We start from the raw sequence: 21,123 nt of genomic DNA, 5'->3' as shown, positions 1-21,123 counted from the left end.
GCTCCTTGTTGGTTTCAAACGGAATGCGAGCCCATTTCCTTCAAGCTCTGAGTTCACCGTAGGAGCCTCTGCTGTCGCGCCATGTGGGGATGGGGGAGCCATCCCTGTAGGAACCGGCCGCCGTGCCGCGCAGGCGAGCGAAGAAGGTGGTGCGTCCTACACCTGCGGCGCATCCCTCGGCTTACAACCTCATCTGTGAAGCCTTCCACCCATTCAGCCGCCGTGATAGCCCCGCCGACGTCGCTCAAGGTGATGACCGTGAACACCCACAAGGGCTTCACGGCGCTGAACCGCAAGTTCATCCTCCCCGAGTTGCGGGAAGCGGTGCGCACGGTGGGTGCGGATGTCGTTTTCCTGCAGGAAGTGCTGGGAACCCATTCGCGCCATTCGCGCAAGGTCGACAACTGGCCCGAGGCTCCGCACTACGAATTCCTGGCCGACACGATGTGGCCGCAGTTCGCCTACGGCCGCAATGCGGTGTATCCGAAGGGGCATCACGGGAATGCGGTGCTGTCGAAGTTTCCGATCGTTCATTACAAGAACCATGACGTGTCCATCACCGGTCCGGAAAAGCGGGGGATGCTGCATTGCGTGCTGCGCCTGCCTGCGAGGCCAGTCGACGTCCACGTGATCTGCGCGCACCTGGGCCTGTCGGAAGTGCACCGGCTGCAGCAACTCGAACTGCTCTGTCACATCGTGCGCGACGAAGTGCCTGGCGACGCCCCGCTGGTCGTGGCGGGTGACTTCAACGACTGGCGCGGCCGCGCGCATGACATCCTGGAACAAGGCGCCGCGCTGCGAGAAGTCTTCGTGCATGCCAACGGCCGCGCGGCCCGGACCTTTCCGGCGCGCTTCCCGCTCTTGCCGCTGGACCGCATCTATGTGCGCAACGCGAGCGTCCATGCGCCGGTGGTGTTGCCACGCCGCCCCTGGTCGCACCTGTCGGACCACGCGCCGCTGGTGGCGGAGATCGAGCTATGAGCATCTCTGAAATACCCAACGGCCACCAGCGATGGATCGGCGGCAACCGAATCGATCTGCTGGAGAACGGCGAGGAGTTCTTCCCGCGCGTGTTCGAGGCCATTCGCGAGGCACGGCGCGAGGTGGTCATCGAGACCTTCATCCTCTTCGAGGACAAGGTCGGCACCCAGCTCCACGAGGCCATGCGAGCAGCAGCACAGCGGGGCGTGAAAGTCGATCTGATGATCGACGGCTTCGGGTCGCCCGACCTGTCGCCGGAGTTCATCAGCGGGCTGACCTCGGCCGGGGTCAAGGTACGCGTCTTCGATCCGGGCGAGCGCCTCTTCGGCCAGAGGCTCAATGCCTTCCGCCGCATGCACCGCAAGATCGTAGTGATCGACGGCTCGCTCGCCTTCGTGGGCGGCATCAACTACTCGGCCGACCATCTGATGGACTTCGGCCCCAAGGCCAAGCAGGACTACGCCGTGGAGCTTGCCGGACCCATCGTCTCGGAAATCCATCGCTTCGTGCTGCACGCCATCGCAGTCGGCGGCAAGGGGCCGGGCTGGTTCCGGCGCCGCCTGAAGGCCACGCACGAACACAACGGACCCGCGGGTGAGGCCGAGGCCCAGTTCGTGACGCGCGACAACCGCCGGCACACCAACGACATCGAGCGCCACTACCGCGCCGCCATCCGCAGCGCGCGGCAGCGCATCGTCATCGCCAATGCGTACTTCTTCCCCGGCTACCGGCTGATCAAGGAGATGCGGCGCGCGGCGCGACGCGGGGTCGACGTGCGGCTGATCCTGCAAGGTGAGCCCGACATGCCGATCGTGAAGGTGGCGGCCAGCATGCTGTACCACCACCTGCTGCATGCCGGCGTGCGCATCTACGAGTACTGCGAACGGCCGCTGCACGGCAAGGTCGCGCTGGTTGACGAACAGTGGAGCACCGTCGGATCGAGCAACCTCGACCCGCTGAGCCTGTCCTTGAACCTCGAGGCGAACGTGATCGTGCGCGACAAGGCCTTCACGCAGGTGCTGTGGGAGCGGCTCGATCACCTGATGCAACACAGCTGCAAGCAGGTGGAGACCTCCGACCTGACCGAATGGAGCGGCTGGCGGCTGGTGCGCAGCTTTTTCATCTTCCACCTGATGCGCTGGTATCCGGCGTGGGCGGGCTGGCTGCCGCGCCACGCGCCGCGCCTGAAGCCACTGGATGCGCCCGATGCGCGCGGCGGCGCGACCCAGACGGACGCGGCCTGATGGCCGGCAGCAGGGGTTCCGCCATGGGCGCCGTCGAGCCGCCATCCCGTCCGGCGAACGCCTGGTGGCAATGGCTGAAGCGCATCGCGGCATGGCTTTTCTTCGCGATCGTCATCTTCCTGATCGTGCGGCAGGCTCGAACCATCGATTGGAGCGACGTGCTCGATTCGGTGCGGGCGATTCCCCTGCCGATGCTGCTGGCCGCCCTCCTCCTTGCCATCGGCAGCCATGCGCTGTACAGCACCTACGACCTGCTCGGCCGCCGCATGACGGGGCACAAGCTCGCGACAGGAACTGTGATGGGCGTCACCTTCATCAGCTACGCCTTCAATCTCAACCTGGGCTCGCTGGTCGGCGGCGTCGCTTTCCGCTACCGGCTCTATTCGCGGCTGGGACTCGACAACAACACCATCACGCGCGTGCTCGGCTTCAGCATGCTGACCAACTGGTTCGGCTACTTCGTCGTCGCCGGCGCGGCTTTCTGCTTCTGGCCCATGGGCCTGCCGCCCGACTGGAAGATCGACGGCGGCGGCCTGCGCCTCCTCGGCGCGGCCCTGTTGCTGGTGGGGGTCGCGTACCTCGCCCTTTGCGCGATCGCGCGCGAGCACACCTGGCGCATCCGCAACCAGGAACTGGACACGCCGCCGCTGCGCATCGCGTTGCTTCAGCTCGCGATGTCCTGCGGCAACTGGTGCCTGATCGGTGGGGTGATCTGGTTCCTCCTGCAGCAACAACTGGCCTACCCCACGGTGCTCGCAGTCTTCCTGGTCGCCGCCGTGGCCGGCGTCATCACGCACGTGCCGGGCGGGCTCGGCGTGCTCGAAGCGGTGTTCATCGCGCTGCTGTCGCACCGCGTGCCCCAGGAGAAGCTGCTCGGTGCGCTGCTTGCCTACCGCGCAATCTACTACCTGCTACCGCTCATCGTCGCGAGCCTCTTCTACGTGGTGACCGAGCTGCGTGCCAAGCGGCTGCGCAAGACGGCTCCAGCTCCCCAAGCCTGACGCTGCGTGCTGTCGGATAAGGTCGCGCCAGCGCAGGCCTCCTCCTTTATCGCCTGAAGGCCTACAGGCCTCACAAGGGCGGCGACCTAAGTTAGCGCTCATGTCGCAGCACACCGTCACTCTCTCGGGCGAGATCGATTTGCCGGGCTTTCGCCGTGAAGCCCGCGCATTGCTCGCAGGCCTGGTGCCGCCCGAGGACACGCAGTGGCACGCCGAAGCCGGTGCCGACTGGATGACGAAAAGCGCCTGCACGGCCTTGACCGATGCGCGCGACACGCATGCCGCCACGAATCTTTTCCTGCCCCGCTCCTTCCTGTCGCTGTGCGACACGGTCATCCTTCATAACGATCCGACACGCTTCGTGCTGCTCTACCGGCTGTTGTGGCGCCTCGTGCATGAACCGGACCTGCGTCGCAACCCGCTCGACTCCGACCGCATGCGCGCCCTGCACATGGCCCAGGCCGTGCGCCGCGACATCCAGAAGATGAAATCACTGATCCGCTTCAAGGCCATGGATGAAGGCGCTGGCGCCGAGCCATTGCACATCGCCTGGTTCAAGCCGGATCACCACATTGCCGAGGCGGTCGCGCCCTTCTTTGCGCGCCGCCTCGCGCATCTGCGATGGGCCATCCTCACGCCGGAACGCAGCGTGCGCTGGAATGGCGAAGCCCTCGAGTTCGGCCTGGGCATTCGGCACCAGGAGATGGCGCGGGATGCGATCGACGCGGATGCCCTGCTCGCGCGCTATCGCCAGGCCTTCAACCCCGCGCGACCTCAGTGCATGGCGCGGCCGCAAGCACAGCGGCCTTCCGATGCACGCAGCCAGTGATCGAATCAGCGAACTCAGAAGCGATAAAGGTAGCGCACTCGATAGAAGTTCTCGCCGGGATTCGGCTCCTTGATACCGGCGTTCGAAAAGTGCTGGACACGAAAGGACAGTTCGTGTTCTCCCTGCGCTCCGAAGTTGCGCCCCACGCCCACTTGTTCAGTGAACTGGAAAGTGGTGCTGAACTCGCGGCTGGCGGTGCGATAGATGCTGTCCATCACCGTGCCGCCGACGCCTGCCTCGACGAACCAGGGGGATGCACCCTGGTCGAAGCGCCAGCGCCAATTGGCAATGACGCCGGCTTGCGTGTAACTGTCCTTCTCGAGCCTGCTGGGCACGGGCGCGCGCCACGTGCTCAGGAAGAAGTCCCAGTAGAAAGTCAGCGCACCCGGCGGGACCGCAGGCTCTCGATGGCTCCAGGGTACGACGATGCCGGCGGTGACCGAAGACGTGTTGCCCTCGGTATGCGGAGCCTCGCCTCCTTCGAGATAGACGCCGAGCGCCTGATCCGCGGGGTGAGCAACGGCGGCGACCGAGAACAACAGGCAGCCCGTGCAAAGGAGCGCCTTCGAGCAGGACGATGAGTTGGACATTCGACTTTGCCTGCGCAAGGTTAGTTATTTGTAACAAGCATCTCTAGCTTTGGTCCCCGCTCAAAGTTGGCAGTCGCCGCATCGAAAACTAGGACTGCATCACCAATCGATGTTGCAGTGCAGCAAAGAGCACGCCAGGCGCCTATAGTCCCTTCCATGACTCCCAGCTTCTCTTCCCCGCGCTTCTTCAACCCGCTCATGTTGTGGGCGGACGTCGTAGTCAAGACCAACGAGATGCTCCTGTCATCCGGCTCCGTCATCCAGATGCGCACCGAGCGCATCGCGAAAGCGGGCCTCTCTCCCAGTGATGGCGATATTGCCGAATTTCAGCTCATGGGTCACGAAAAACTCGCGGCCGTGGGCGAATCCGGTGCCGCCATGGCGAATCAGCTTCACACTACCCAGTTCACGCTCATCCAGCGCGTGGTCAAACACTGGCTCGGCGGTGGCGTGGCCCTCTTCTCGCTTGCCACGAGCACAACGCCAGCGCAGGCCATGACGCATGCCGAAGCCTTCGGCACGGCCGCCACGCGCTCCGCCGCCGCGGTGAGCCAGTTGAGCAGCGCCAGTGCGCGCATCGTGCAACGGGGCCTCAAGCCCATCCACGCCAAGGCGACTTCGAACGCGCGCCGGTTGGCCCTGACGCAAGAAACCTGATGCCGCGGCGCGGGCCCGGGCCCGCGCCAGAAGAAATCGTCGACTAATAGGCTTCGCGTATCGCGAGGCTTGCCAGCATTGGCGCATGCGGATTTCCGAACGCGCCCATCGAGCCGGCGAGATCGTGCATGCGCTGCGCCACTACGATGCGCTCAACGAGCGCGCAGCGCGCAACATCAAGCCGGCCTGAGCTCAGCTCGCCGCAACCAAGCGCAGCAAGGTGATCTCCGACGGTGCGCCGAAGCGCTTCGGCGGCCCCCAGTAGCCGGTGCCCCGGCTCGTATAGACCCACATGTTGCGCAGCTTGTGCAGCCCCGCGGTGAAGGGCTGCTGCAGCGGCACGAATAGATTCCACGGAAAGAACTGGCCGCCGTGCGTATGGCCCGACAACTGCAGGTGGTAGCCGGCATCGGCTGCGGCGGGCGCGCTGCGCGGCTGGTGCGCCAGCAGTACTCGCGTGTGCACCAGCGGGGGCGCGTCGTGCAGCGCACCGTGCGGATCGCTCGCGTGCGCCGCATCGAAATGCACTGCGGTGTAGTCGGTGACGCCGGCCACCACGAGGGCGCTTTCCAACACCTCCTCGTCGGTCTGCGCGCCCTTCACATTGCGCGTCTGGAGCACCACGTGCTCGTTGAGCAGCACGCGCAGGCCGAGCCGGCGCAATTCGGCGATCCACGCATGCGCGCCAGCGTAGTACTCGTGGTTGCCCGTCACCACGAAGGTACCGTGCCGCGCGCGAAGCCCCGCGAGGGGTGCGATGTGCTCGCGGAGTTCCTGCACCGTGCCGTCGACCAGGTCGCCCGTGATCGCCACCATGTCGGCACCGAGCTCATTGACCGCATCGACGATGCGCTGGATGTAGCCGCGCTTGATCGTCTGCCCGACGTGGATGTCGCTGAGCTGTGCGATCGTGAAGCCATCCAGCGCCGAAGGCAGGTTACGGATCGGCACGTCGACGCGCACCACGCCAGCCGTGCGCCGTGCGTTGAGGAAGCCGACCAGCGTGATCGCCGTGGCCAGCAGCGGCGCCGCGGCGGCGCTGGCGGCCCGCCAACGCGGCCAGTCGATCGTCATGCCGAGCGCAAGCGATGCCAGCGACGCCAGAAACAGGCCCGCATCGCGCACCAGCGTGAGGCCGAACATCGACGAGAACCAGCCCATGCTCAGCAAGCCGATCCATTTCCATCCGTCAGCGAACTGGCGGCGCCCGGAGCGCGCGCCGACGAATGGCAGGGGCATGGTCACGGCCGACACAACCAGCGCTGCCAGCAGCAGCCACCAGCCGCCCGCCGAGGCCGTCAGCGAAGGCAGCAGCCGCAGTCCGATATAGACGTGCAGCAAGGCGGTGAGAACGATCAGGGGACGAAGCGGCATCGGGGCCTTGAGGACGGGCACGCGCCCGGACACACCATGTGCGAGCGATACGCTCGACATTCAAGGTGCATGCCACCCTGACGGCGCCTAATTTTGGTCCTCAGGAATGCGCGCTGACGCTCGTCCCCGCCGGCCACACAAAAAGTGCGCGCGTGCCGCTGCCCGCGAGGATCTCCACCTGCTGCCTCAGGGTCTGCCCCGCGAGCGTGGCTTCGACTTCATAGCGGCCCGGGTCGAGACGCGCCACCATGAACGGACCATCGGCGACAACGCGGCTCAGCACCGGCTCGCCAGCGGAATTTCGCACCGTCACCAGCACAACGCCTGCGAAATCCGAGCGCTTGCTGTCCCGGATCGAGAACTCGAAAGTGGCCGGCCATCGAGGGGCGACCGTCTCCATCAACTCTGCCTCGTCGCTGCTGGCGCCGCCGCTCATGTATTCGACGCCATTCGCCATGTGAATGGGCGGGTTGTAGACGGCATGCGCCGACCATGCACCGAAAAGTGACGCGCTGCCGATGGCGAAGGCAGCTGCGGGCTGCCAGATCCGCTGAGTTCTCATCGCTGTGTCCTTTGCTCGAAGGGGCGTGAAGAGTTCACGCGACCACTATCCGCAGCAAGTCTTAGGAGAACCTGATCTGGAAGGCTCAGTCCCCGGTTTGGACCGAAGCCTGTTGCTCGGGCCGAGGCAGGCCCATCGTCGCGGCGAAATCGACATTCGACGGCCACACGAAGACCGCTTTGGAGGCCATGCCGTTGAACACCACCAGCGGCTGCCTGAGCGTGACGCCGCCCATCGAGGCCTCGACCTCGTAGGCGCCGGGTTCGAGCCGCGCGAGCATGAAGGGCGCGCCAGTCGAGGCTTCCATGATCGGCCTGCCCGTGTACCGCTCGCGCACCGAAACCTTCACGTCGGAGGGGAAGTTGCCGGGCTTCGCCCGGCTGACACCGAACTCGAGCGTGGCGGCCCAGCGTGGCGAGACGGTCTGCATGAAGGCGGCCTCTTCGCTGCTTTTTCCGCCGCACATGTACTCGATGCCCTGGGCTGTCTGGATGGGCGGGTTGGTCAGCGCATGGGCTGGGGCGAGTGCGCCAAAGATCGCCAGGGCCGCCACGGGCCCCCAAAACCGGATCGGGTTCATGCTGTGCTGTCCTCTTGCTCGAAAGTGGCGTCTGGCCGCCGCTGATTTTGCTTAGCAAGAGTCGGGCTAGGAATAGCGTTTACGCGGATTCTCGACGCGCCGCGCAGCCGGCGGTATCGAAAAACGCATAAGCAACGGCGTTTTCCAATTGTTGGCAAAGCGGAAATTGAGATGTTCCCGGAGCGTCCTTCGCAACCGTCGATCCGCCTCCAAACTCCGTGCCTCCCCAACGAAGCCGCCGGCGCATGTGCCGCCAGCGGCCTTTTCCAGGACGACCTTCGATGAACGCACCCTGCACGACCTGCGCCGATGCGCTGCCACCCCGAATCGAAATCACCCACACGCCGCGATCCGCCTGGCTCGCGGTCGGCTCCATCGCTGTCGGCACCTTCGCCATGGTCACGACCGAATTCCTGCCGATCGGACTGCTGACCGACATCGGGAGCGGCCTCCAGGTGTCCGATGGGACGGCCGGCCTCATGGTCACGATGCCGGGCGTGCTCGCCGCCTTCGCGGGGCCGGCATTGATCGTCGCCTCTGGCCGGCTCGACCGGCGCACCGTGATGGTGTGGCTCACCGCGCTGCTGGTGGCGTCGAACCTGCTCGCCGCCTTTGCACCCAACTTCGCCACCATGCTTGTCGCCCGCCTTCTCCTGGGCCTGTGCGTCGGCGGCTTCTGGACCTTCGCGCCGAGCGCCGCCACTCAATTGGTGCCGGCGGCCTCACAGGCGCGGGCCATGTCGCTCGTGCTCGCAGGCATTTCGGTCGCCACCGTGTTCGGCGTGCCAGCTGGCGCGCTGGTCGGCAACATTGCCGGCTGGCGCGCCGCCTTCGGCGTGACCGGCCTGCTGGCGGCCGGCGTGCTGCTGGTGCAGATGTGGTTGCTGCCCGCGATGCCGCCGGCCCGTGCCATCCAGCCGCGCGACCTGCTCACGCCGCTGACGCGACGCATGGCACAGGTCGGGCTGCTGACCGTGCTCTTCCTCATCGCCGGGCACTTCGGGGCTTACACGTACCTCAAGCCGCTGCTGCAGCAAGTGTTCGGCCTCGGCCCGGGCGCCGTGACGGCGTTGCTGCTGACCTACGGCGCGGCCGGCTTCGTCGGCACCTTCATCGGCGGAAGCCTCGTGGCGCGCAGCGTGCGCACCGCGACGCTGCTGGCGGCCATGCTGTTGGCGGCGGCGCTGTTGCTGTCGACCTTGCTCGGTACCGGCTTCATGGCAGGCGGCGCGGTGGTCGCCATCTGGGGTGTGGCCTTCGGGCTGATCCCGGTCGCCCTCACCGGTTGGATGCTGGAGGCCGTGCCCGACGCACCCGAGGCCGGACAAGCGCTGCTCGTGAGCGGATTCCAGGTGGCGATTGCTTCGGGCGCCCTGCTTGGGGGCGTCACCGTCGACGCCTACGGCATCTCGAACACCATGATGCTGAGCGGAGCGCTCGTGCTGGTGGCTGCGGCGATCGTGGCCGCGCTGGGTCGTGCACCAGGCGGGGTGTCGCTGGCTGCTTCAGGGCGGTGAGGGCTGCGAGAGAACCCATTCGGCCAGCGCCTTGGCGTCCGAATCGGTGACCTTGAATTGCCGCGGCATGATGACGCGGCCCCAGGATCCGACACTGCCATTGCGGATTCTGGTGGCGAGTTGGGCGGGCGCGGACGGGTCGTTGCGATAACGCGCCGCAATCTGCGCAAAGCCCGGCCCGACCTGTTTGCGGACCAGGCCGTGGCAGGAGATGCAGCCGTAGTCCTGGCTCAAAGCTTGTGCCTCGGACGCGGCAAATCCTGCGGCCGGACAAAACAGTAGAGCCGTGGCGACAGCTCGGGCAAGGCGCAAGCCCATTGCCTGCAGTTCCGGCCACATCGCTGGCGACCGCCGCAACCTACACGTCGATATTCGCCGCCCGCAACGCGTTCTGCTCGATGAACTCCCGCCGCGGCTCCACCTCGTCGCCCATCAGCATCGTGAACACGCGGTCCGCCTCGATCGCGTCGTCGATCTGCACGCGCAGCAGGCGCCGCACGTTGGGGTCCATGGTCGTCTCCCAAAGCTGCTCGGGGTTCATCTCGCCCAGCCCCTTGTAGCGCTGGCGCGCCGTCGCGTTCTCGGCTTGGCCGATGAGCCAGCGCATGGCTTCGCGGAAATCGCTGACCTTTTCTTCCTTGGCCCTCTCGCCTTCGCCACGCTTGACGACGGCACCTTCGCCAAGCAGGTCGCGGAAGGTCTTGGCCGCTTCGGCCAGCGCGGCGTAGTCGGCGCCGTGCACGAAGTCCTGCGTGAGCACGCTGCTCTTGATGTTGCCGTGGTGTCGGCGGCTGATGCGCAGCAGCGGCTTGTCGGTGCGCGCGTCGAACTCGCTCGACACATCCGCCGGTGCGCCGGTGGTGTTGAGCTCGCGCAGCTTGTTCTGCAACGCGACGGCCGAGGCCTCGGCGCTGGGCGTGGTGTCGAGGTCGAGCGAAACGCCATCGGCGATCGCGCGCAAGGCCGCAGCGTCGAGGAACACGCCCAGGCGCGCGATGACGGCCTCGGCCAGCTGGTGCTTGCGCGCCAGCTCGGCCAGCGCGTCGCCGCTGAGCATGGTGGGGTTGGCGCCGCCGGTCATGACGCTGGCGTCCTTGAGCGCGACCTTCAGCAGGAAGGCGTCGAGCGCCGGGCCGTCCTTGAGGTACTGCTCTTCCTTGCCGACCTTCACCTTGTAGAGCGGTGGCTGCGCGATGTAGATGTGACCGCGCTCGACCAGTTCCGGCATCTGCCGGTAGAAGAAGGTCAGCAGCAGCGTGCGGATGTGCGCGCCGTCCACGTCGGCGTCGGTCATGATGATGATGCGGTGGTAGCGCAGCTTGGCGACGTTGAAGTCGTCCGCGCCGCCGCCCGAGGTCGTCGCGCCCGCGCGGCCGATGCCGGTGCCGAGCGCGGTGATCATGGTCAGGATTTCGTTGCTGGTCAGCAGCTTTTCGTAGCGCGCTTTCTCGACGTTCAGGATCTTGCCGCGCAGCGGGAGGATGGCCTGGAACTTCCGGTCGCGGCCCTGCTTGGCGGACCCGCCGGCGGAGTCACCCTCCACCAGGTAGACCTCGCACAGCGCCGGGTCCTTTTCCTGGCAGTCAGCCAGCTTGCCCGGCAGGCCCATGCCATCGAGCACGCCCTTGCGGCGCGTCATTTCGCGTGCCTTGCGTGCGGCTTCGCGCGCGCGGGCGGCTTCGACGATCTTGCCGCAGATGATCTTGGCGTCGTTCGGCCGTTCCTGGAGGTAGTCGCTCAGCAGACGGCCGACGATGTCCTCGACCGGTGCGCGCACTTCGCTCGACACCAGCTTGTCCTTGGTCTGGCTCGAGAACTTGGGCTCGGGCACCTTGACGCTCAGCACGCAGCACAGGCCTTCGCGCATGTCGTCGCCGGTAACTTCGACCTTGGCCTTCTTGGCGAACTCGTTCTCTTCGATGTACTTGTTGATGACCCGGGTCATCGCGGCACGCAGGCCGGTCAGGTGGGTCCCGCCATCACGCTGCGGGATGTTGTTGGTGAAGCACAGAACCTGCTCGTTGTAGCCGCTGTTCCACTGCATCGCGACCTCGACGCCGATATGCGTGCCAGGAATGCCGCCGTAGGTATCGGCCGGCTTCTCGCCCATCGCGTAGAACACATTCGGGTGCAGGACCGTCTTGCCCTTGTTGATGAACTCGACGAAGCCCTTGACGCCGCCAGCGCCCGAGAAGTCGTCTTCCTTGCCCGTGCGCTCATCGATCAGCCGGATGCGCACGCCGTTGTTCAGGAAGCTCAGCTCGCGCAGGCGCTTGCTCAGGATTTCATAATGGAAATCGGCGTTCTCCTTGAAGATTTCCGTGTCGGGCAGGAAGTGCACTTCAGTGCCGCGCTTCTCGGTCTCGCCCGTCACCTTCATCGGCGACACTTCGACGCCGTTGACCACATCGATGATGCGGTTCTGCACGAAGCCCTTGCTGAACTCCAGCGTGTGCACCTTGCCTTCGCGGCGCACCGTGAGGCGCAGCATCTTGCTGAGCGCGTTCACGCAGCTCACGCCCACGCCGTGCAGGCCGCCGGAGACCTTGTAGCTGTTCTGGTTGAACTTGCCGCCCGCATGCAGTTCGGTGAGCGCGATTTCCGCCGCCGAGCGCTTCGGCTCGTGCTTGTCGTCCATCTTGACGCCGGTCGGGATGCCGCGGCCGTTGTCGGTGACGGAGATCGAGTTGTCGGTGTGGATCGTCACGACGATGTCGTCGCAATAGCCCGCCAGCGCTTCGTCGATCGAGTTGTCGACCACCTCGAACACCAGGTGGTGCAGGCCCGTGCCGTCGGACGTGTCGCCGATGTACATGCCCGGCCGTTTGCGAACCGCTTCGAGCCCTTCGAGGATCGTGATGGAGCCCTCGCCATAGGACGTATCGGCCGGCGTCACCTCGATCGGAATCGCGCTGTCGATTTCGGGTGTGTAGACCGGCTCGGTGTGTGGCACGTCCGGCTTGTTGTCTTCGCTCATCAGAATCTTTCTCTCTCGGCAGCAGGAGCTACCGCAATTTCAGGAATACCGCGGATCCGGCTCCGCCGGTCCGCAGGTATTGCCCCCTGCAAGGGGGTGGGCGGCCACACGAAGTGGGCAAGCCTGGGGGTGTGCTAAATCCTCATGGGCATGACGACGTACTTGAACGATGCGTTCTCGGGAATCGTCATCAGCACCGAGCTGTTGGAATCGGCGAAGTCCATCTTCACCATGTCCTGGCTCATGTTGGCGAGCGCGTCGATCAGGTAGGTCACGTTGAAGCCGATCTCGATGGCGTCGCCACCGTAATCGATGTCGAGCTCATCTTGCGCTTCTTCCTGCTCGGCGTTGTTCGACGCGATGCGCAGCGTGCCGGGCTCGATGTTGAGCCGCACGCCCTTGAATTTCTCGCTGGTCAGGATCGCGGTGCGCTGCAGACTGGCCAGCAGCGGCGCCCGACCCAGCGTCACTGTGTTCTTGTGGTTCTTGGGGATCACGCGGTTGTAGTCGGGGAACTTGCCCTCGACCAGCTTGGTGACGAACTCCATGCCGCCGAAGCTGAACTTGGCCTGGTTGTTCGCGAACTGCATCTCGATCGCGCCTTCGGCATCGGACAGCAGGCGCTGCATTTCGAGCACCGTCTTGCGCGGCAGGATGACTTCCTGGCGCGGCACTTCGACGTCGAGCGTGGCGGAGGCAAAGGCCAAGCGGTGCCCGTCGGTCGCCACCAGGCTCAACTGCTTACCTTCGGCCACGAACAGGATGCCGTTGAGGTAGTAGCGGATGTCGTGCACCGCCATCGCGAAGGACACCTGGCCCAGCAGGTCCTTGAGCGTCTTCTGCGGCACGCTGAACACGGGGCCGAAGTTGGCCGACTCCTGCACCAGGGGAAAGTCCTCGGCCGGTAGCGACTGCAGCGTGAACCGGCTCTTGCCGCCCTTGAGCACCAGCTTGCTCGCGCTCGATTCGAGGCTGACCGTCTGGTCGGAGGGCATGGTGCGCAGGATGTCGATCAGCTTACGCGCGCCGATGGTCGTCGTGAAATTGCCTTCATCGCCGCCCAGCTCGGCGTGCGTACGAATCTGGATCTCGAGGTCGCTGGTGGTGAGCTGAAGCTGCCCGCCGGTCTTGCGGATGAGCACGTTGGCCAGGATGGGCAGCGTGTGGCGCCGCTCCACGATACCCGCCACCGACTGCAGCGCGCCGAGGATTTTGTCTTGTGTTGCCTTCAAAACGATCATGTCTTACCTCTTCCTTTATTTCTTTAATTCAAATTAGTAGTAGTAGATAAGGGACGCGCTGCCCTGTGGACAGGGCGATTTTCCGCTTTCGTGACAGGCACTTGCGGGGTCCGGCAGGCTGTGCGCAGCCGCGCTTTCGTGCTGTCGCAGCGGCGCGAACAACTTCGGATCGCGCGCCGGGCCTGTGGACAAGCCCTGCCTTGTGCCAGAACTGCTCACAGAGTTGTCCTTTGACAGCGATTGGCGAATCTGCGTAGCGCCTTCATCCATCAGCCCTTGAGCGTCTGCTCCAGCACGTGCAGTTGCTGGTTGAGTTCGGTGAGTTGCTGGCGCTCACCCGAGATCTTCCGGACCGCATGCAAGACCGTGGTGTGGTCGCGACCGCCGAAGAGTTCGCCGATTTCCGGCAGGCTCTTCTGGGTCAGCTCCTTGGCCAGGTACATCGCGATCTGGCGCGGCCGGGCGATCGAGGCCGGGCGCTTCTTCGAGTACATGTCGGCGACCTTGATCTTGTAATAGTCGGCGACGGTCTTCTGGATGTTCTCGACCGAGATCTGCCGGTTCTGGATCGACAGCAGGTCGCGCAGCGCCTCGCGCGCCAGGGCGATCGAGATCTCCTTCTGGTTGAAGCGCGAGTACGCGAGGATCTTGCGCAGCGCGCCTTCGAGTTCGCGCACGTTGGAACGCACGTTCTTCGCGACGAAGAAGGCGACTTCCTCGGGCATCTCGGCGCTCTCCGCGCGCGCCTTGTTGATAAGGATGGCGACGCGCATCTCGAGCTCGGGCGGTTCGATCGCGACCGTCAGGCCCGAGTCGAAGCGCGAAACCAGGCGCTCGTGGATGTCGGCCAGCCCCTTCGGATAGGTGTCGCTCGTCATGACGATGTGCGACTTCTTCGCGAGCAGGGCCTCGAAGGCGTTGAAGAACTCTTCCTGCGTCCGATCCTTGTTCGCGAAGAACTGGACGTCGTCGATCAGCAGCAGATCGAGCGAGTGGTAGCGCTCCTTGAACTCGTCGAAAGTCTTGCGCTGATAGGCTTTGACCACATCGGATACAAATTGCTCCGCGTGGATGTAGAGAACTTTCGAATCGGGCCGATCTGCCAGCAGACGATTGCCCACCGCGTGCATCAGGTGGGTCTTGCCCAGACCGACGCCGCCGTAGATGAACAAGGGGTTGTAAAGATGCCCCGGCATGCCCGCCACGTGCATGGCCGCCGCGCGTGCCATGCGGTTGGCGGTGCCCTCCACGAGCGTGTCGAAAGTGAGCCCCGAGTTCAGGCGATTCTTGAACGCCGCAGCGGCCACGTCCTCGCCCTGACTGACCATTTCGCGCGGCACGTCGGACTCGGAAACAACAGCCATCGATACAGGCCTGTTAACGATTTCCCGAGGAGCGAGCGCTAACTCAATGAGGACCGGCTGGCCATAGAGCTTCTCCGCCATGGCGGCAATCTTGCCGGCGTACTGGGCCCGGATCCAGTCGAGCTTGAAACGGTTGGCCACGAAGACCGTGACCCGCGAAAGATCGTCCGCGACCTTGGCAGTCAGCGGCTTGATCCATGTGTTGAACTGCTGTTCGGACAACTCCTGCGCGAGTTGCTCGACGCAGGCCTGCCAAAGGCTGTCACCGACGCCGTCACCCGGCATGGGTGCTCTGAAAAGTGGTTTGTCCCTCGGCCATTTGTCGTGTTCGTGTTGTGGATAGTCGCACCCGCGATGCGCCCTGGATTCTAACTTGTCAAAAACTTATCCACACCATTTCAACGGATGCAGAAAGGGTGCGGAAGATGTCCGGGATTGTCGACTGCCCGAATATTTGCGATAATCGCGGGTTTCCCTGAAAGCCTCTTTGTGTGTTTCGGGGTATCTCGGATCTCGCCGGGGAAAACTGCCGGCCAGCCGGTGAATCAGGAAAACCATCATGAAACGCACTTACCAAGCATCCAAAGTCCGCCGCGCCCGTACCCACGGCTTTCTGGTCCGCATGAAGACCCGCGGCGGCCGTGCCGTCATCAACGCACGCCGCGCCAAGGGCCGCAAGCGCCTCGCCGTCTAACGGCACGCCGGCGCCGTTGCCAGTCCTGTCGCAAGCGCCATCACACCCTGACGGCGCCTTGCGGTTGGCTTCCATGCAGCGGCTCAAGACCCGCGCGCAATTCCAGGCCGTACTCGCAGGTGCCACCGTGGCGCGCACAGCCCACTTTGCACTGCACCGTTGCGCGCTGGACGCTCCGTCCGGCGCCGCACCCCTGTTCGAAAAGCAAGACGTGTGGCTCGGAGCCATGGTTCCCAAACGCTGGGCCCGCCGCGCGGTCACCCGCAACGCGATCAAACGCCAGATCTATACCGTGAGCGCAGCCGCGTCCGAAGCTTCGTTGCCGCAGGCCGCGCACGTCGTGCGCCTGCGCGCGGGTTTCGATCGCAAGGAATTCGTGAGCGCGACGTCCGACAAACTCAAGGCCGCCGTCAGGGCCGAACTGCTGCAATTGCTGCAGCGGGCCGCCACGGCGCGCGCATGATGCAGCGCCTGCTGATCGGCCTCGTGAAGGCATACCGACTGCTGCTGAGTCCCTGGCTCGGCCAAGCGTGCCGTTTCGAGCCCACCTGTTCCGTCTATGCCATCGCCGCGCTCGAACAGCACGGCGCGGCAACCGGCAGCTATCTCACGCTGCGCCGGATCGCCCGATGCCAGCCCTGGTGCGAAGGCGGCCATGATCCGGTCCCCCCGAAGGCACAGCGCTCGACCCCGCGAGCGGGTTCGCTCTTTGCCTTTCTCTCTTCCGACGACAAGAAGTCTTCTTCATGAACGATATCCGCCGCACCATCCTGTGGGTGATTTTTGGTTTCTCGCTGGTGCTGCTGTGGGACCAATGGCAGGTCTACAACGGCCACAAGCCGACTTTCCTGCCTTCGACCCAGACGGCCGCGCCCGCAAACCAGCCGGTCGCGCCGGCTGCAACGTCCGCCAGCGGCGTCCCTGCCGCTGCCGCTCCTGCCAGCGGCTCCGTGCCCGCGCAAGGTGCGGCCCCGGCCATCGGCGAAAAGGTGACCGTTTCCACTGACGTCTTCAAGGCGGTGATCGACGGCGAGGGCGGGACGCTGTCGGAATTGCAGTTGCTGAAGTTCCTTGACCAGACCAACAACCACGGGCTGGTCGAATGGGCGCGGCGCCTGGTCGGCCTCCCCGTCGCGGAAAACGAAGTCCGCCCCGTCACCCTGATGGAAAACGGCTCGCCCGCGACCCGCTACGTCGCCCAGACCGGCCTGCTGAATACCATCGACACCGGCGATCGTTTCCCCAATCACCTGACCTTGATGACCGCGCGTCCCGGGCCGCGCCAGCTGGCCGATGGCCAGAATACGCTGGAAGTGGCCTTCGAGTCGCAGCCCGTGGGCGGCCTGAAATACGTCAAGACCTACGTGTTCCAGCGCGGCGACTACTCGATCCACGTCAAGCACCAGATCGTCAACGTCAGCGACCAGCCGCGCGACGCGCAGCTCTACCTGCAGTTCGTTCGCCACGGCACGGTCGCGGCGGGCACCATGTTCGGCACCAACACCTTCACCGGTCCGGCCATCTACACGGAACAGAAGAAGTTCCAGAAGATCGAGTTCTCGGCCATCGCCAAGGGCAAGGTCGAGTTGCCGGCGCCCGCCAACGACGGCTGGGTGGCGATGGTCCAGCACTACTTCGTGTCGGCATGGCTGCTCAATGTGCCGGGGAGCGACGCCATCAAGCGCGAGTTCCGCGTGGCCGATCTCGGCAACAACCTGTTCTCGGTCGCGATGGTGCTCCAGGTGCCGAAGCTGGCCCCCGGCGCGGCGCACACCATCGAGAGCAACCTGTTTGCCGGTCCCGAGGAAGAAAAGAAGCTGGAAGCCATCGCACCCGGCCTCGACCTCGTCAAGGACTACGGCATCTTCGCGATCATCTCCAAGCCGCTGTACTGGCTGCTGAACCAACTGCACGGCATCCTCGGCAACTGGGGCTGGTCGATCGTGGCCCTGGTGGTCCTGCTGAAGGCCGCCTTCTACTGGCTCAATGCCAAGGCCTACGCCAGCATGGCCAAGATGAAGGCCATCAATCCGAAGATCATGGAAATGCGCGAGCGGCTCAAGGACAAGCCGCAGGAGATGCAGCAGGAGATGATGCGCATCTATCGCGAGGAAAAGGTCAATCCGATGGGCGGCTGCTTCCCCATCGTGATCCAGATCCCCGTGTTCATCGCGCTGTACTGGGTGCTTCTGTCGTCCGTCGAAATGCGCCACGCACCATGGATTCTCTGGATCCAGGATCTCTCGGCACCGGACCCCTGGTTCATCCTGCCGGTCGTGATGACCGCGACCTCACTGTTCCAGACCTGGCTCAACCCCACGCCGCCGGACCCGATGCAGGCCAAGCTGATGTGGATCATGCCGCTGGCCTTCAGCGTGATGTTCATCTTCTTCCCGGCGGGCCTGGTGCTGTACTGGATCACCAACAACGTGCTGTCGATCGCGCAGCAGTGGTTCATCAACAAGCGCCTCGGCGTGCTTGGCAAGTAGTAGACGTCTTCCCTCACGTCTTGACGAAGGGCCGCGAAAGCGGCCCTTTTTGCTGAAAGAATCCCCTTCATGCTCGCGCGCACCACCGATCCGATCGTTGCCATCGCCACGGCTTCCGGCCGCGGCGCCGTCGGGATCGTGCGAGTGTCCGGCGTGCGGATGGCGCCTCTCATCGCCGCGATCTGCGGGCGCGCGCTGAAACCGCGCGAGGCCTCCTACCTGCCCTTTCGTGATGCGCTGGGCGCGCCCATCGACCACGGGCTGGCTATCCACTTTCCGGCACCCCACTCCTTCACCGGGGAAGACGTGTTCGAGCTACAGGCGCACGGCGGCACGGTGGTGCTGCAACTGCTGCTCGCGCGCTGCCTGGAGGCGGCCGAGGAAGTCGACCTCGCCACCGGCCAGCCCCGCCTCGCCGGACTGCGCGTGGCTGAGCCAGGAGAGTTCAGCCAACGCGCCTTCCTCAACGGGAAGATCGACCTGGCCCAGGCCGAGGCGATTGCCGACCTGATCGACGCCAGCACCGAGGCCGCGGCCCGAAGCGCCGGCCGATCGCTGTCAGGCGCGTTCTCGCAGGAAATCCACACCCTGCTCGACGCGCTCGTGCGCCTGCGGATGCTGGTCGAAGCCACCCTCGACTTCCCCGACGAGGAAATCGACTTTCTCCAGGAAGCCGATGCGATCGGCCAGCTGGCGGCGCTGAAGGTTCAGCTGGACGCGGTGCAGCAGCGCGCGCGCCAGGGTGCGCTGTTGCGGGAAGGCATCAAGGTCGTGATCGCGGGACAACCCAACGCGGGCAAGAGCTCCCTGCTCAACGCGCTGGCCGGAGCCGAGCTGGCGATCGTGAGTTCCATCGCAGGCACCACACGGGACGTGGTGTCACAGACCATCCAGATCCATGGCGTGCCCCTCCACGTAGTCGACACGGCGGGCCTGCGCGACAGCGTCGACGAGGTCGAGCAGATCGGCATTGCTCGCGCCTGGGGGCAGATCGAAGGTGCGGACGCGGTGCTGTTTCTCCACGACCTGACGCGCGCGGCACTGGTCGACTACGCGCAAGCCGACGAGGAGATCGCGCGCCTGCTGGCGACCAAGTTGCCGGCCAGCGTCCCCGTGATCGACATCTGGAGCAAGTTCGACGCGGCCCCCGGCGCGAATCCGGGCGCCGGAATCAGCCTGTCCGCCAAGACCGGTTTCGGCATCGAGGCGCTACGGTGCCGGCTGCTGGAAGTAGCGGGATGGCAATCGGTCCCCGAAGGCGTCTATCTCGCCAGGGCGCGCCATGTGCAGGCGCTGACGCGCGTCGATCACCACGTTGCCGCGGCCGCGGAGCATCTGGCTGCGCGCGCCCAATCCCTGGATCTGCTGGCCGAAGAGTTGCGGCTTGCGCAGAACGCGCTCAATGAAATCACCGGCGAATTCGGCGCCGACGATCTGCTGGGCGTGATCTTTTCCCGCTTCTGTATTGGCAAATAGTTGAGAATGTGAATTTGTGTGATATGTGTCACCGCTCATTTGCGGTTTCGCAGATACTCGCACCACAGCAGGGCTTACATTGATGTCATCCAGCATTCAGGATCTTTGCCGCGCCATCGCGCAAAACACCAGCTATGACGCCTTTGCGCCGGCGTTCAATGCGCAGCAGTGGGAAACGCTGGCCAGCTACCTGCAGCCCTTCGACCTGTCGGCGGGCCAAGTGCTAATCGACCAGGGTGCCAACGACCGCACCTTGTTCTTCATCGAAAGCGGTGCGCTCAGCGTCCATCTGATCGGTGACAGGGGCCAGATGCAATTGGCGATCCTCAACCCCGGATCGGTGGTCGGCGAAGGTGCGTTCTTCTCCCGTCTGCCGCGTTCCGCCAACGTGGTGGCGACCGGCTCGGCCCGCGTCTGGCGGCTTACCGCCATCCGATTTGCCGAAATGTCGAACCGCCAGCCGAATCTCGCCCTTGAACTCACCATGGGTCTGGGCGCCGTCATCGCCAGACGCATGGTGAACAAACCCAAGCGGGTCGCGGTAACCTGACGCCCGGCCTGTATCGCCGAGGCAGGTTTCAGATCGTTCGAAGGGCTCAAGATGGCCGTGGTGTGCGCCGAGTGCAGAACCGCCAACCGGGGTGACAGCAAGTTCTGCAAGGGCTGCGGGCGGCGGTTGAGCTTGACTCTCCCTGTTCCCCTGCCGATCCCCATGTCCGCCGCGGCACCCGCCGCGAGACTGCCAAACGTCGATGACGAATGGCCCGCGACGCAGCGCATGGCGTATCAGGCCGATGCCGCCGCGGAGCGCTTCAACCCTCTCGTTCCGCCGCTGGCGGCGGGCGAAGGCATCGCGATGCGCCGCCCCCGGAACGGGTCGGCGCATCCGGTCATGGGCCCGTCGTCTTCCGCGATCCCCTCCCGAACCATTCGCCGCTCCGCATCGCGCTCCTCCCGTTCGCCGAGACCTGCCGACAAGCGGGCGTCGGTCGCGCGTCGGCTCGGCGCGTGGAGCGTGCTGATTGCCGTCGTGCTTCTCGTCGCGGTCGGTTGGGGATACGTCTACAACTCCCGCAACTCGGCCGTGCCGGCAGTGGCGAAGGAGTTCGCGACCCCAGTTCCCATCGAACCGGTGGTGCCGGCCCCCGTTGATACGGCGGCGTCACCGCCCGTCGTGCAAGTGGCCGAGCCGGTTCAGCTCGCGCCGACGTTTCCTCCGGTGGCCGAGACACCGCCTGCCGAGACGGTGAAGCCCGTCGTCGCGGCGGCGCCGAAGGCTCGCAAACGAACGCCTGGAGTGGCCGTCGCAGCGCCACCCCCCGAGGCACCCGCGCCGGAACCTGCACCTCCACCTGCGCCGCAGCCAGTGGCGCTCGCGACGCCGCAATCGCACTGCGCAGGCTTGAACTTCTTCGCGCGCGCCCAATGCATGGCGGCGCAGTGCGCCAAGGCGGACTACAGGGTGCATGCGCAATGCGAAGCCGTCCGCCGTCAGCAGCAGATCGACGAAGAGAGGCGCAACCCGACGCTGCTCAATTGATCCGCCT

21 protein-coding genes are annotated in these 21,123 nt (G+C 65.1%); 13 read left to right on the top strand and 8 right to left on the bottom strand.

Annotation, left to right across the window (positions count from 1 at the left end; translation table 11 throughout):
- Positions 1 to 252: 252 nt before the first annotated feature.
- The 4 genes from QTI24_RS11425 to QTI24_RS11410 all read left to right on the top strand — a co-directional run bounded on the left by QTI24_RS11425 (position 253) and on the right by QTI24_RS11410 (position 4,055).
- On the top strand, positions 253 to 981 hold the full coding sequence (locus QTI24_RS11425; RefSeq protein ID WP_286600476.1) for an endonuclease/exonuclease/phosphatase family protein: 729 nt from the start codon (positions 253 to 255) through the stop codon (positions 979 to 981).
- Positions 978 to 2,225 carry a cardiolipin synthase ClsB gene (gene clsB / locus QTI24_RS11420; protein WP_286600475.1) on the top strand — a complete coding sequence of 416 codons (1,248 nt, stop codon included), beginning with the start codon at positions 978 to 980 and terminating at the stop codon, positions 2,223 to 2,225. The genes QTI24_RS11425 and clsB overlap by 4 nt, the downstream gene beginning before the upstream one ends.
- Positions 2,225 to 3,226 carry a lysylphosphatidylglycerol synthase domain-containing protein gene (locus QTI24_RS11415; protein WP_286600474.1) on the top strand — a complete coding sequence of 334 codons (1,002 nt, stop codon included), beginning with the start codon at positions 2,225 to 2,227 and terminating at the stop codon, positions 3,224 to 3,226. Before clsB ends, QTI24_RS11415 begins: the two co-directional genes overlap by 1 nt.
- Before the next feature lie 100 nt (positions 3,227 to 3,326).
- A complete protein-coding gene (locus QTI24_RS11410) occupies positions 3,327 to 4,055 on the top strand; it encodes a TIGR03915 family putative DNA repair protein (RefSeq protein WP_286600473.1) in 729 nt (242 codons plus the stop codon).
- Between the two features lie 14 nt (positions 4,056 to 4,069).
- Here the strand turns inward: QTI24_RS11410 and QTI24_RS11405 are convergent, their stop codons facing one another.
- Positions 4,070 to 4,645 (bottom strand): acyloxyacyl hydrolase, encoded by a 576-nt coding sequence (locus QTI24_RS11405; protein ID WP_286600472.1) that lies wholly within the window; start codon positions 4,643 to 4,645, stop codon positions 4,070 to 4,072.
- Positions 4,646 to 4,801: 156 nt separating this feature from the next.
- Between QTI24_RS11405 and QTI24_RS11400 the strand changes: the two genes are divergently transcribed.
- Positions 4,802 to 5,302, top strand: coding sequence for a polyhydroxyalkanoate granule-associated phasin (locus QTI24_RS11400; protein WP_286600471.1), 501 nt, complete (start codon positions 4,802 to 4,804; stop codon positions 5,300 to 5,302).
- A 192-nt stretch (positions 5,303 to 5,494) separates the two neighbouring features.
- Here the strand turns inward: QTI24_RS11400 and QTI24_RS11395 are convergent, their stop codons facing one another.
- From QTI24_RS11395 to QTI24_RS11385, 3 genes are all read right to left on the bottom strand, one after another.
- A complete protein-coding gene (locus QTI24_RS11395; RefSeq protein WP_286600470.1) occupies positions 5,495 to 6,676 on the bottom strand; it encodes a metallophosphoesterase in 1,182 nt (393 codons plus the stop codon).
- Between the two features lie 100 nt (positions 6,677 to 6,776).
- A complete protein-coding gene (locus tag QTI24_RS11390) occupies positions 6,777 to 7,238 on the bottom strand; it encodes a hypothetical protein (protein WP_286600469.1) in 462 nt (153 codons plus the stop codon).
- An 85-nt stretch (positions 7,239 to 7,323) separates the two neighbouring features.
- Complete coding sequence (locus tag QTI24_RS11385) at positions 7,324 to 7,818, bottom strand: hypothetical protein (protein WP_286600468.1); 495 nt, start codon at positions 7,816 to 7,818, stop codon at positions 7,324 to 7,326.
- Positions 7,819 to 8,099: 281 nt separating this feature from the next.
- Here QTI24_RS11385 and QTI24_RS11380 point away from each other — a divergent pair, with 281 nt between their 5' ends.
- Positions 8,100 to 9,335: an MFS transporter gene (locus QTI24_RS11380; protein WP_286600467.1), complete on the top strand. Its 1,236-nt coding sequence runs from the start codon at positions 8,100 to 8,102 to the stop codon at positions 9,333 to 9,335.
- On the opposite strand, the gene QTI24_RS11375 is transcribed toward QTI24_RS11380, so the two are convergent.
- The 4 genes from QTI24_RS11375 to dnaA all read right to left on the bottom strand — a co-directional run bounded on the left by QTI24_RS11375 (position 9,324) and on the right by dnaA (position 15,202).
- On the bottom strand, positions 9,324 to 9,653 hold the full coding sequence (locus tag QTI24_RS11375) for a c-type cytochrome (RefSeq protein WP_286600466.1): 330 nt from the start codon (positions 9,651 to 9,653) through the stop codon (positions 9,324 to 9,326). The genes QTI24_RS11380 and QTI24_RS11375 overlap by 12 nt on opposite strands.
- A gap of 40 nt (positions 9,654 to 9,693) precedes the next feature.
- The gene (gene gyrB / locus QTI24_RS11370) at positions 9,694 to 12,312 is read right to left on the bottom strand and encodes a DNA topoisomerase (ATP-hydrolyzing) subunit B (protein ID WP_286600465.1); all 2,619 of its coding nucleotides are present in this window, start codon (positions 12,310 to 12,312) and stop codon (positions 9,694 to 9,696) included.
- Between the two features lie 134 nt (positions 12,313 to 12,446).
- Positions 12,447 to 13,553, bottom strand: a complete 1,107-nt coding sequence (dnaN, locus tag QTI24_RS11365) for a DNA polymerase III subunit beta (protein WP_286600464.1) — start codon at positions 13,551 to 13,553, stop codon at positions 12,447 to 12,449.
- A 269-nt stretch (positions 13,554 to 13,822) separates the two neighbouring features.
- Positions 13,823 to 15,202 carry a chromosomal replication initiator protein DnaA gene (gene dnaA / locus QTI24_RS11360; protein ID WP_286600463.1) on the bottom strand — a complete coding sequence of 460 codons (1,380 nt, stop codon included), beginning with the start codon at positions 15,200 to 15,202 and terminating at the stop codon, positions 13,823 to 13,825.
- Between the two features lie 274 nt (positions 15,203 to 15,476).
- On the opposite strand from dnaA, the gene rpmH reads away from it, so the two are divergent.
- The 7 genes from rpmH (at position 15,477) to QTI24_RS11325 (ending at position 21,116) form a co-directional block, all read left to right on the top strand.
- Positions 15,477 to 15,611 (top strand): 50S ribosomal protein L34, encoded by a 135-nt coding sequence (gene rpmH, locus QTI24_RS11355; protein ID WP_007834827.1) that lies wholly within the window; start codon positions 15,477 to 15,479, stop codon positions 15,609 to 15,611.
- Between the two features lie 73 nt (positions 15,612 to 15,684).
- Entirely contained in the window at positions 15,685 to 16,074 is a 390-nt protein-coding gene (locus QTI24_RS11350) for a ribonuclease P protein component (protein WP_286600462.1), read from the top strand.
- Entirely contained in the window at positions 16,071 to 16,361 is a 291-nt protein-coding gene (gene yidD, locus QTI24_RS11345; protein WP_286600461.1) for a membrane protein insertion efficiency factor YidD, read from the top strand. The genes QTI24_RS11350 and yidD overlap by 4 nt, the downstream gene beginning before the upstream one ends.
- Complete coding sequence (gene yidC, locus QTI24_RS11340; protein ID WP_286600460.1) at positions 16,358 to 18,100, top strand: membrane protein insertase YidC; 1,743 nt, start codon at positions 16,358 to 16,360, stop codon at positions 18,098 to 18,100. Before yidD ends, yidC begins: the two co-directional genes overlap by 4 nt.
- Before the next feature lie 69 nt (positions 18,101 to 18,169).
- The gene (gene mnmE / locus QTI24_RS11335; protein WP_286600459.1) at positions 18,170 to 19,576 is read left to right on the top strand and encodes a tRNA uridine-5-carboxymethylaminomethyl(34) synthesis GTPase MnmE; all 1,407 of its coding nucleotides are present in this window, start codon (positions 18,170 to 18,172) and stop codon (positions 19,574 to 19,576) included.
- 82 nt (positions 19,577 to 19,658) lie between these two features.
- Positions 19,659 to 20,126: a cyclic nucleotide-binding domain-containing protein gene (locus tag QTI24_RS11330; protein ID WP_286600799.1), complete on the top strand. Its 468-nt coding sequence runs from the start codon at positions 19,659 to 19,661 to the stop codon at positions 20,124 to 20,126.
- A gap of 162 nt (positions 20,127 to 20,288) precedes the next feature.
- Complete coding sequence (locus QTI24_RS11325) at positions 20,289 to 21,116, top strand: hypothetical protein (protein WP_286600456.1); 828 nt, start codon at positions 20,289 to 20,291, stop codon at positions 21,114 to 21,116.
- Positions 21,117 to 21,123 lie beyond the last annotated feature (7 nt).

This window comes from Variovorax sp. J22P240 (genome assembly GCF_030316855.1).
Lineage (GTDB): Bacteria > Pseudomonadota > Gammaproteobacteria > Burkholderiales > Burkholderiaceae_C > Variovorax.
Note: the sequence above shows the minus strand (reverse complement) of the source record. Positions and strands in the feature narration are given on the sequence as shown.

What these genes read in the sequence shown, in the direction of transcription:
- QTI24_RS11425 (WP_286600476.1), top strand. Translation starts at nt 253, where the DNA reads ATGACCGTGAACACCCACAAGGGCTTCACGGCGCTGAACCGCAAGTTC.
- clsB (WP_286600475.1), top strand. Translation starts at nt 978, where the DNA reads ATGAGCATCTCTGAAATACCCAACGGCCACCAGCGATGGATCGGCGGC.
- QTI24_RS11415 (WP_286600474.1), top strand. Translation starts at nt 2,225, where the DNA reads ATGGCCGGCAGCAGGGGTTCCGCCATGGGCGCCGTCGAGCCGCCATCC.
- QTI24_RS11410 (WP_286600473.1), top strand. Translation starts at nt 3,327, where the DNA reads ATGTCGCAGCACACCGTCACTCTCTCGGGCGAGATCGATTTGCCGGGC.
- QTI24_RS11405 (WP_286600472.1), bottom strand. Translation starts at nt 4,645, where the DNA reads ATGTCCAACTCATCGTCCTGCTCGAAGGCGCTCCTTTGCACGGGCTGC.
- QTI24_RS11400 (WP_286600471.1), top strand. Translation starts at nt 4,802, where the DNA reads ATGACTCCCAGCTTCTCTTCCCCGCGCTTCTTCAACCCGCTCATGTTG.
- QTI24_RS11395 (WP_286600470.1), bottom strand. Translation starts at nt 6,676, where the DNA reads ATGCCGCTTCGTCCCCTGATCGTTCTCACCGCCTTGCTGCACGTCTAT.
- QTI24_RS11390 (WP_286600469.1), bottom strand. Translation starts at nt 7,238, where the DNA reads ATGAGAACTCAGCGGATCTGGCAGCCCGCAGCTGCCTTCGCCATCGGC.
- QTI24_RS11385 (WP_286600468.1), bottom strand. Translation starts at nt 7,818, where the DNA reads ATGAACCCGATCCGGTTTTGGGGGCCCGTGGCGGCCCTGGCGATCTTT.
- QTI24_RS11380 (WP_286600467.1), top strand. Translation starts at nt 8,100, where the DNA reads ATGAACGCACCCTGCACGACCTGCGCCGATGCGCTGCCACCCCGAATC.
- QTI24_RS11375 (WP_286600466.1), bottom strand. Translation starts at nt 9,653, where the DNA reads ATGGGCTTGCGCCTTGCCCGAGCTGTCGCCACGGCTCTACTGTTTTGT.
- gyrB (WP_286600465.1), bottom strand. Translation starts at nt 12,312, where the DNA reads ATGAGCGAAGACAACAAGCCGGACGTGCCACACACCGAGCCGGTCTAC.
- dnaN (WP_286600464.1), bottom strand. Translation starts at nt 13,553, where the DNA reads ATGATCGTTTTGAAGGCAACACAAGACAAAATCCTCGGCGCGCTGCAG.
- dnaA (WP_286600463.1), bottom strand. Translation starts at nt 15,202, where the DNA reads ATGCCGGGTGACGGCGTCGGTGACAGCCTTTGGCAGGCCTGCGTCGAG.
- rpmH (WP_007834827.1), top strand. Translation starts at nt 15,477, where the DNA reads ATGAAACGCACTTACCAAGCATCCAAAGTCCGCCGCGCCCGTACCCAC.
- QTI24_RS11350 (WP_286600462.1), top strand. Translation starts at nt 15,685, where the DNA reads ATGCAGCGGCTCAAGACCCGCGCGCAATTCCAGGCCGTACTCGCAGGT.
- yidD (WP_286600461.1), top strand. Translation starts at nt 16,071, where the DNA reads ATGATGCAGCGCCTGCTGATCGGCCTCGTGAAGGCATACCGACTGCTG.
- yidC (WP_286600460.1), top strand. Translation starts at nt 16,358, where the DNA reads ATGAACGATATCCGCCGCACCATCCTGTGGGTGATTTTTGGTTTCTCG.
- mnmE (WP_286600459.1), top strand. Translation starts at nt 18,170, where the DNA reads ATGCTCGCGCGCACCACCGATCCGATCGTTGCCATCGCCACGGCTTCC.
- QTI24_RS11330 (WP_286600799.1), top strand. Translation starts at nt 19,659, where the DNA reads ATGTCATCCAGCATTCAGGATCTTTGCCGCGCCATCGCGCAAAACACC.
- QTI24_RS11325 (WP_286600456.1), top strand. Translation starts at nt 20,289, where the DNA reads ATGTCCGCCGCGGCACCCGCCGCGAGACTGCCAAACGTCGATGACGAA.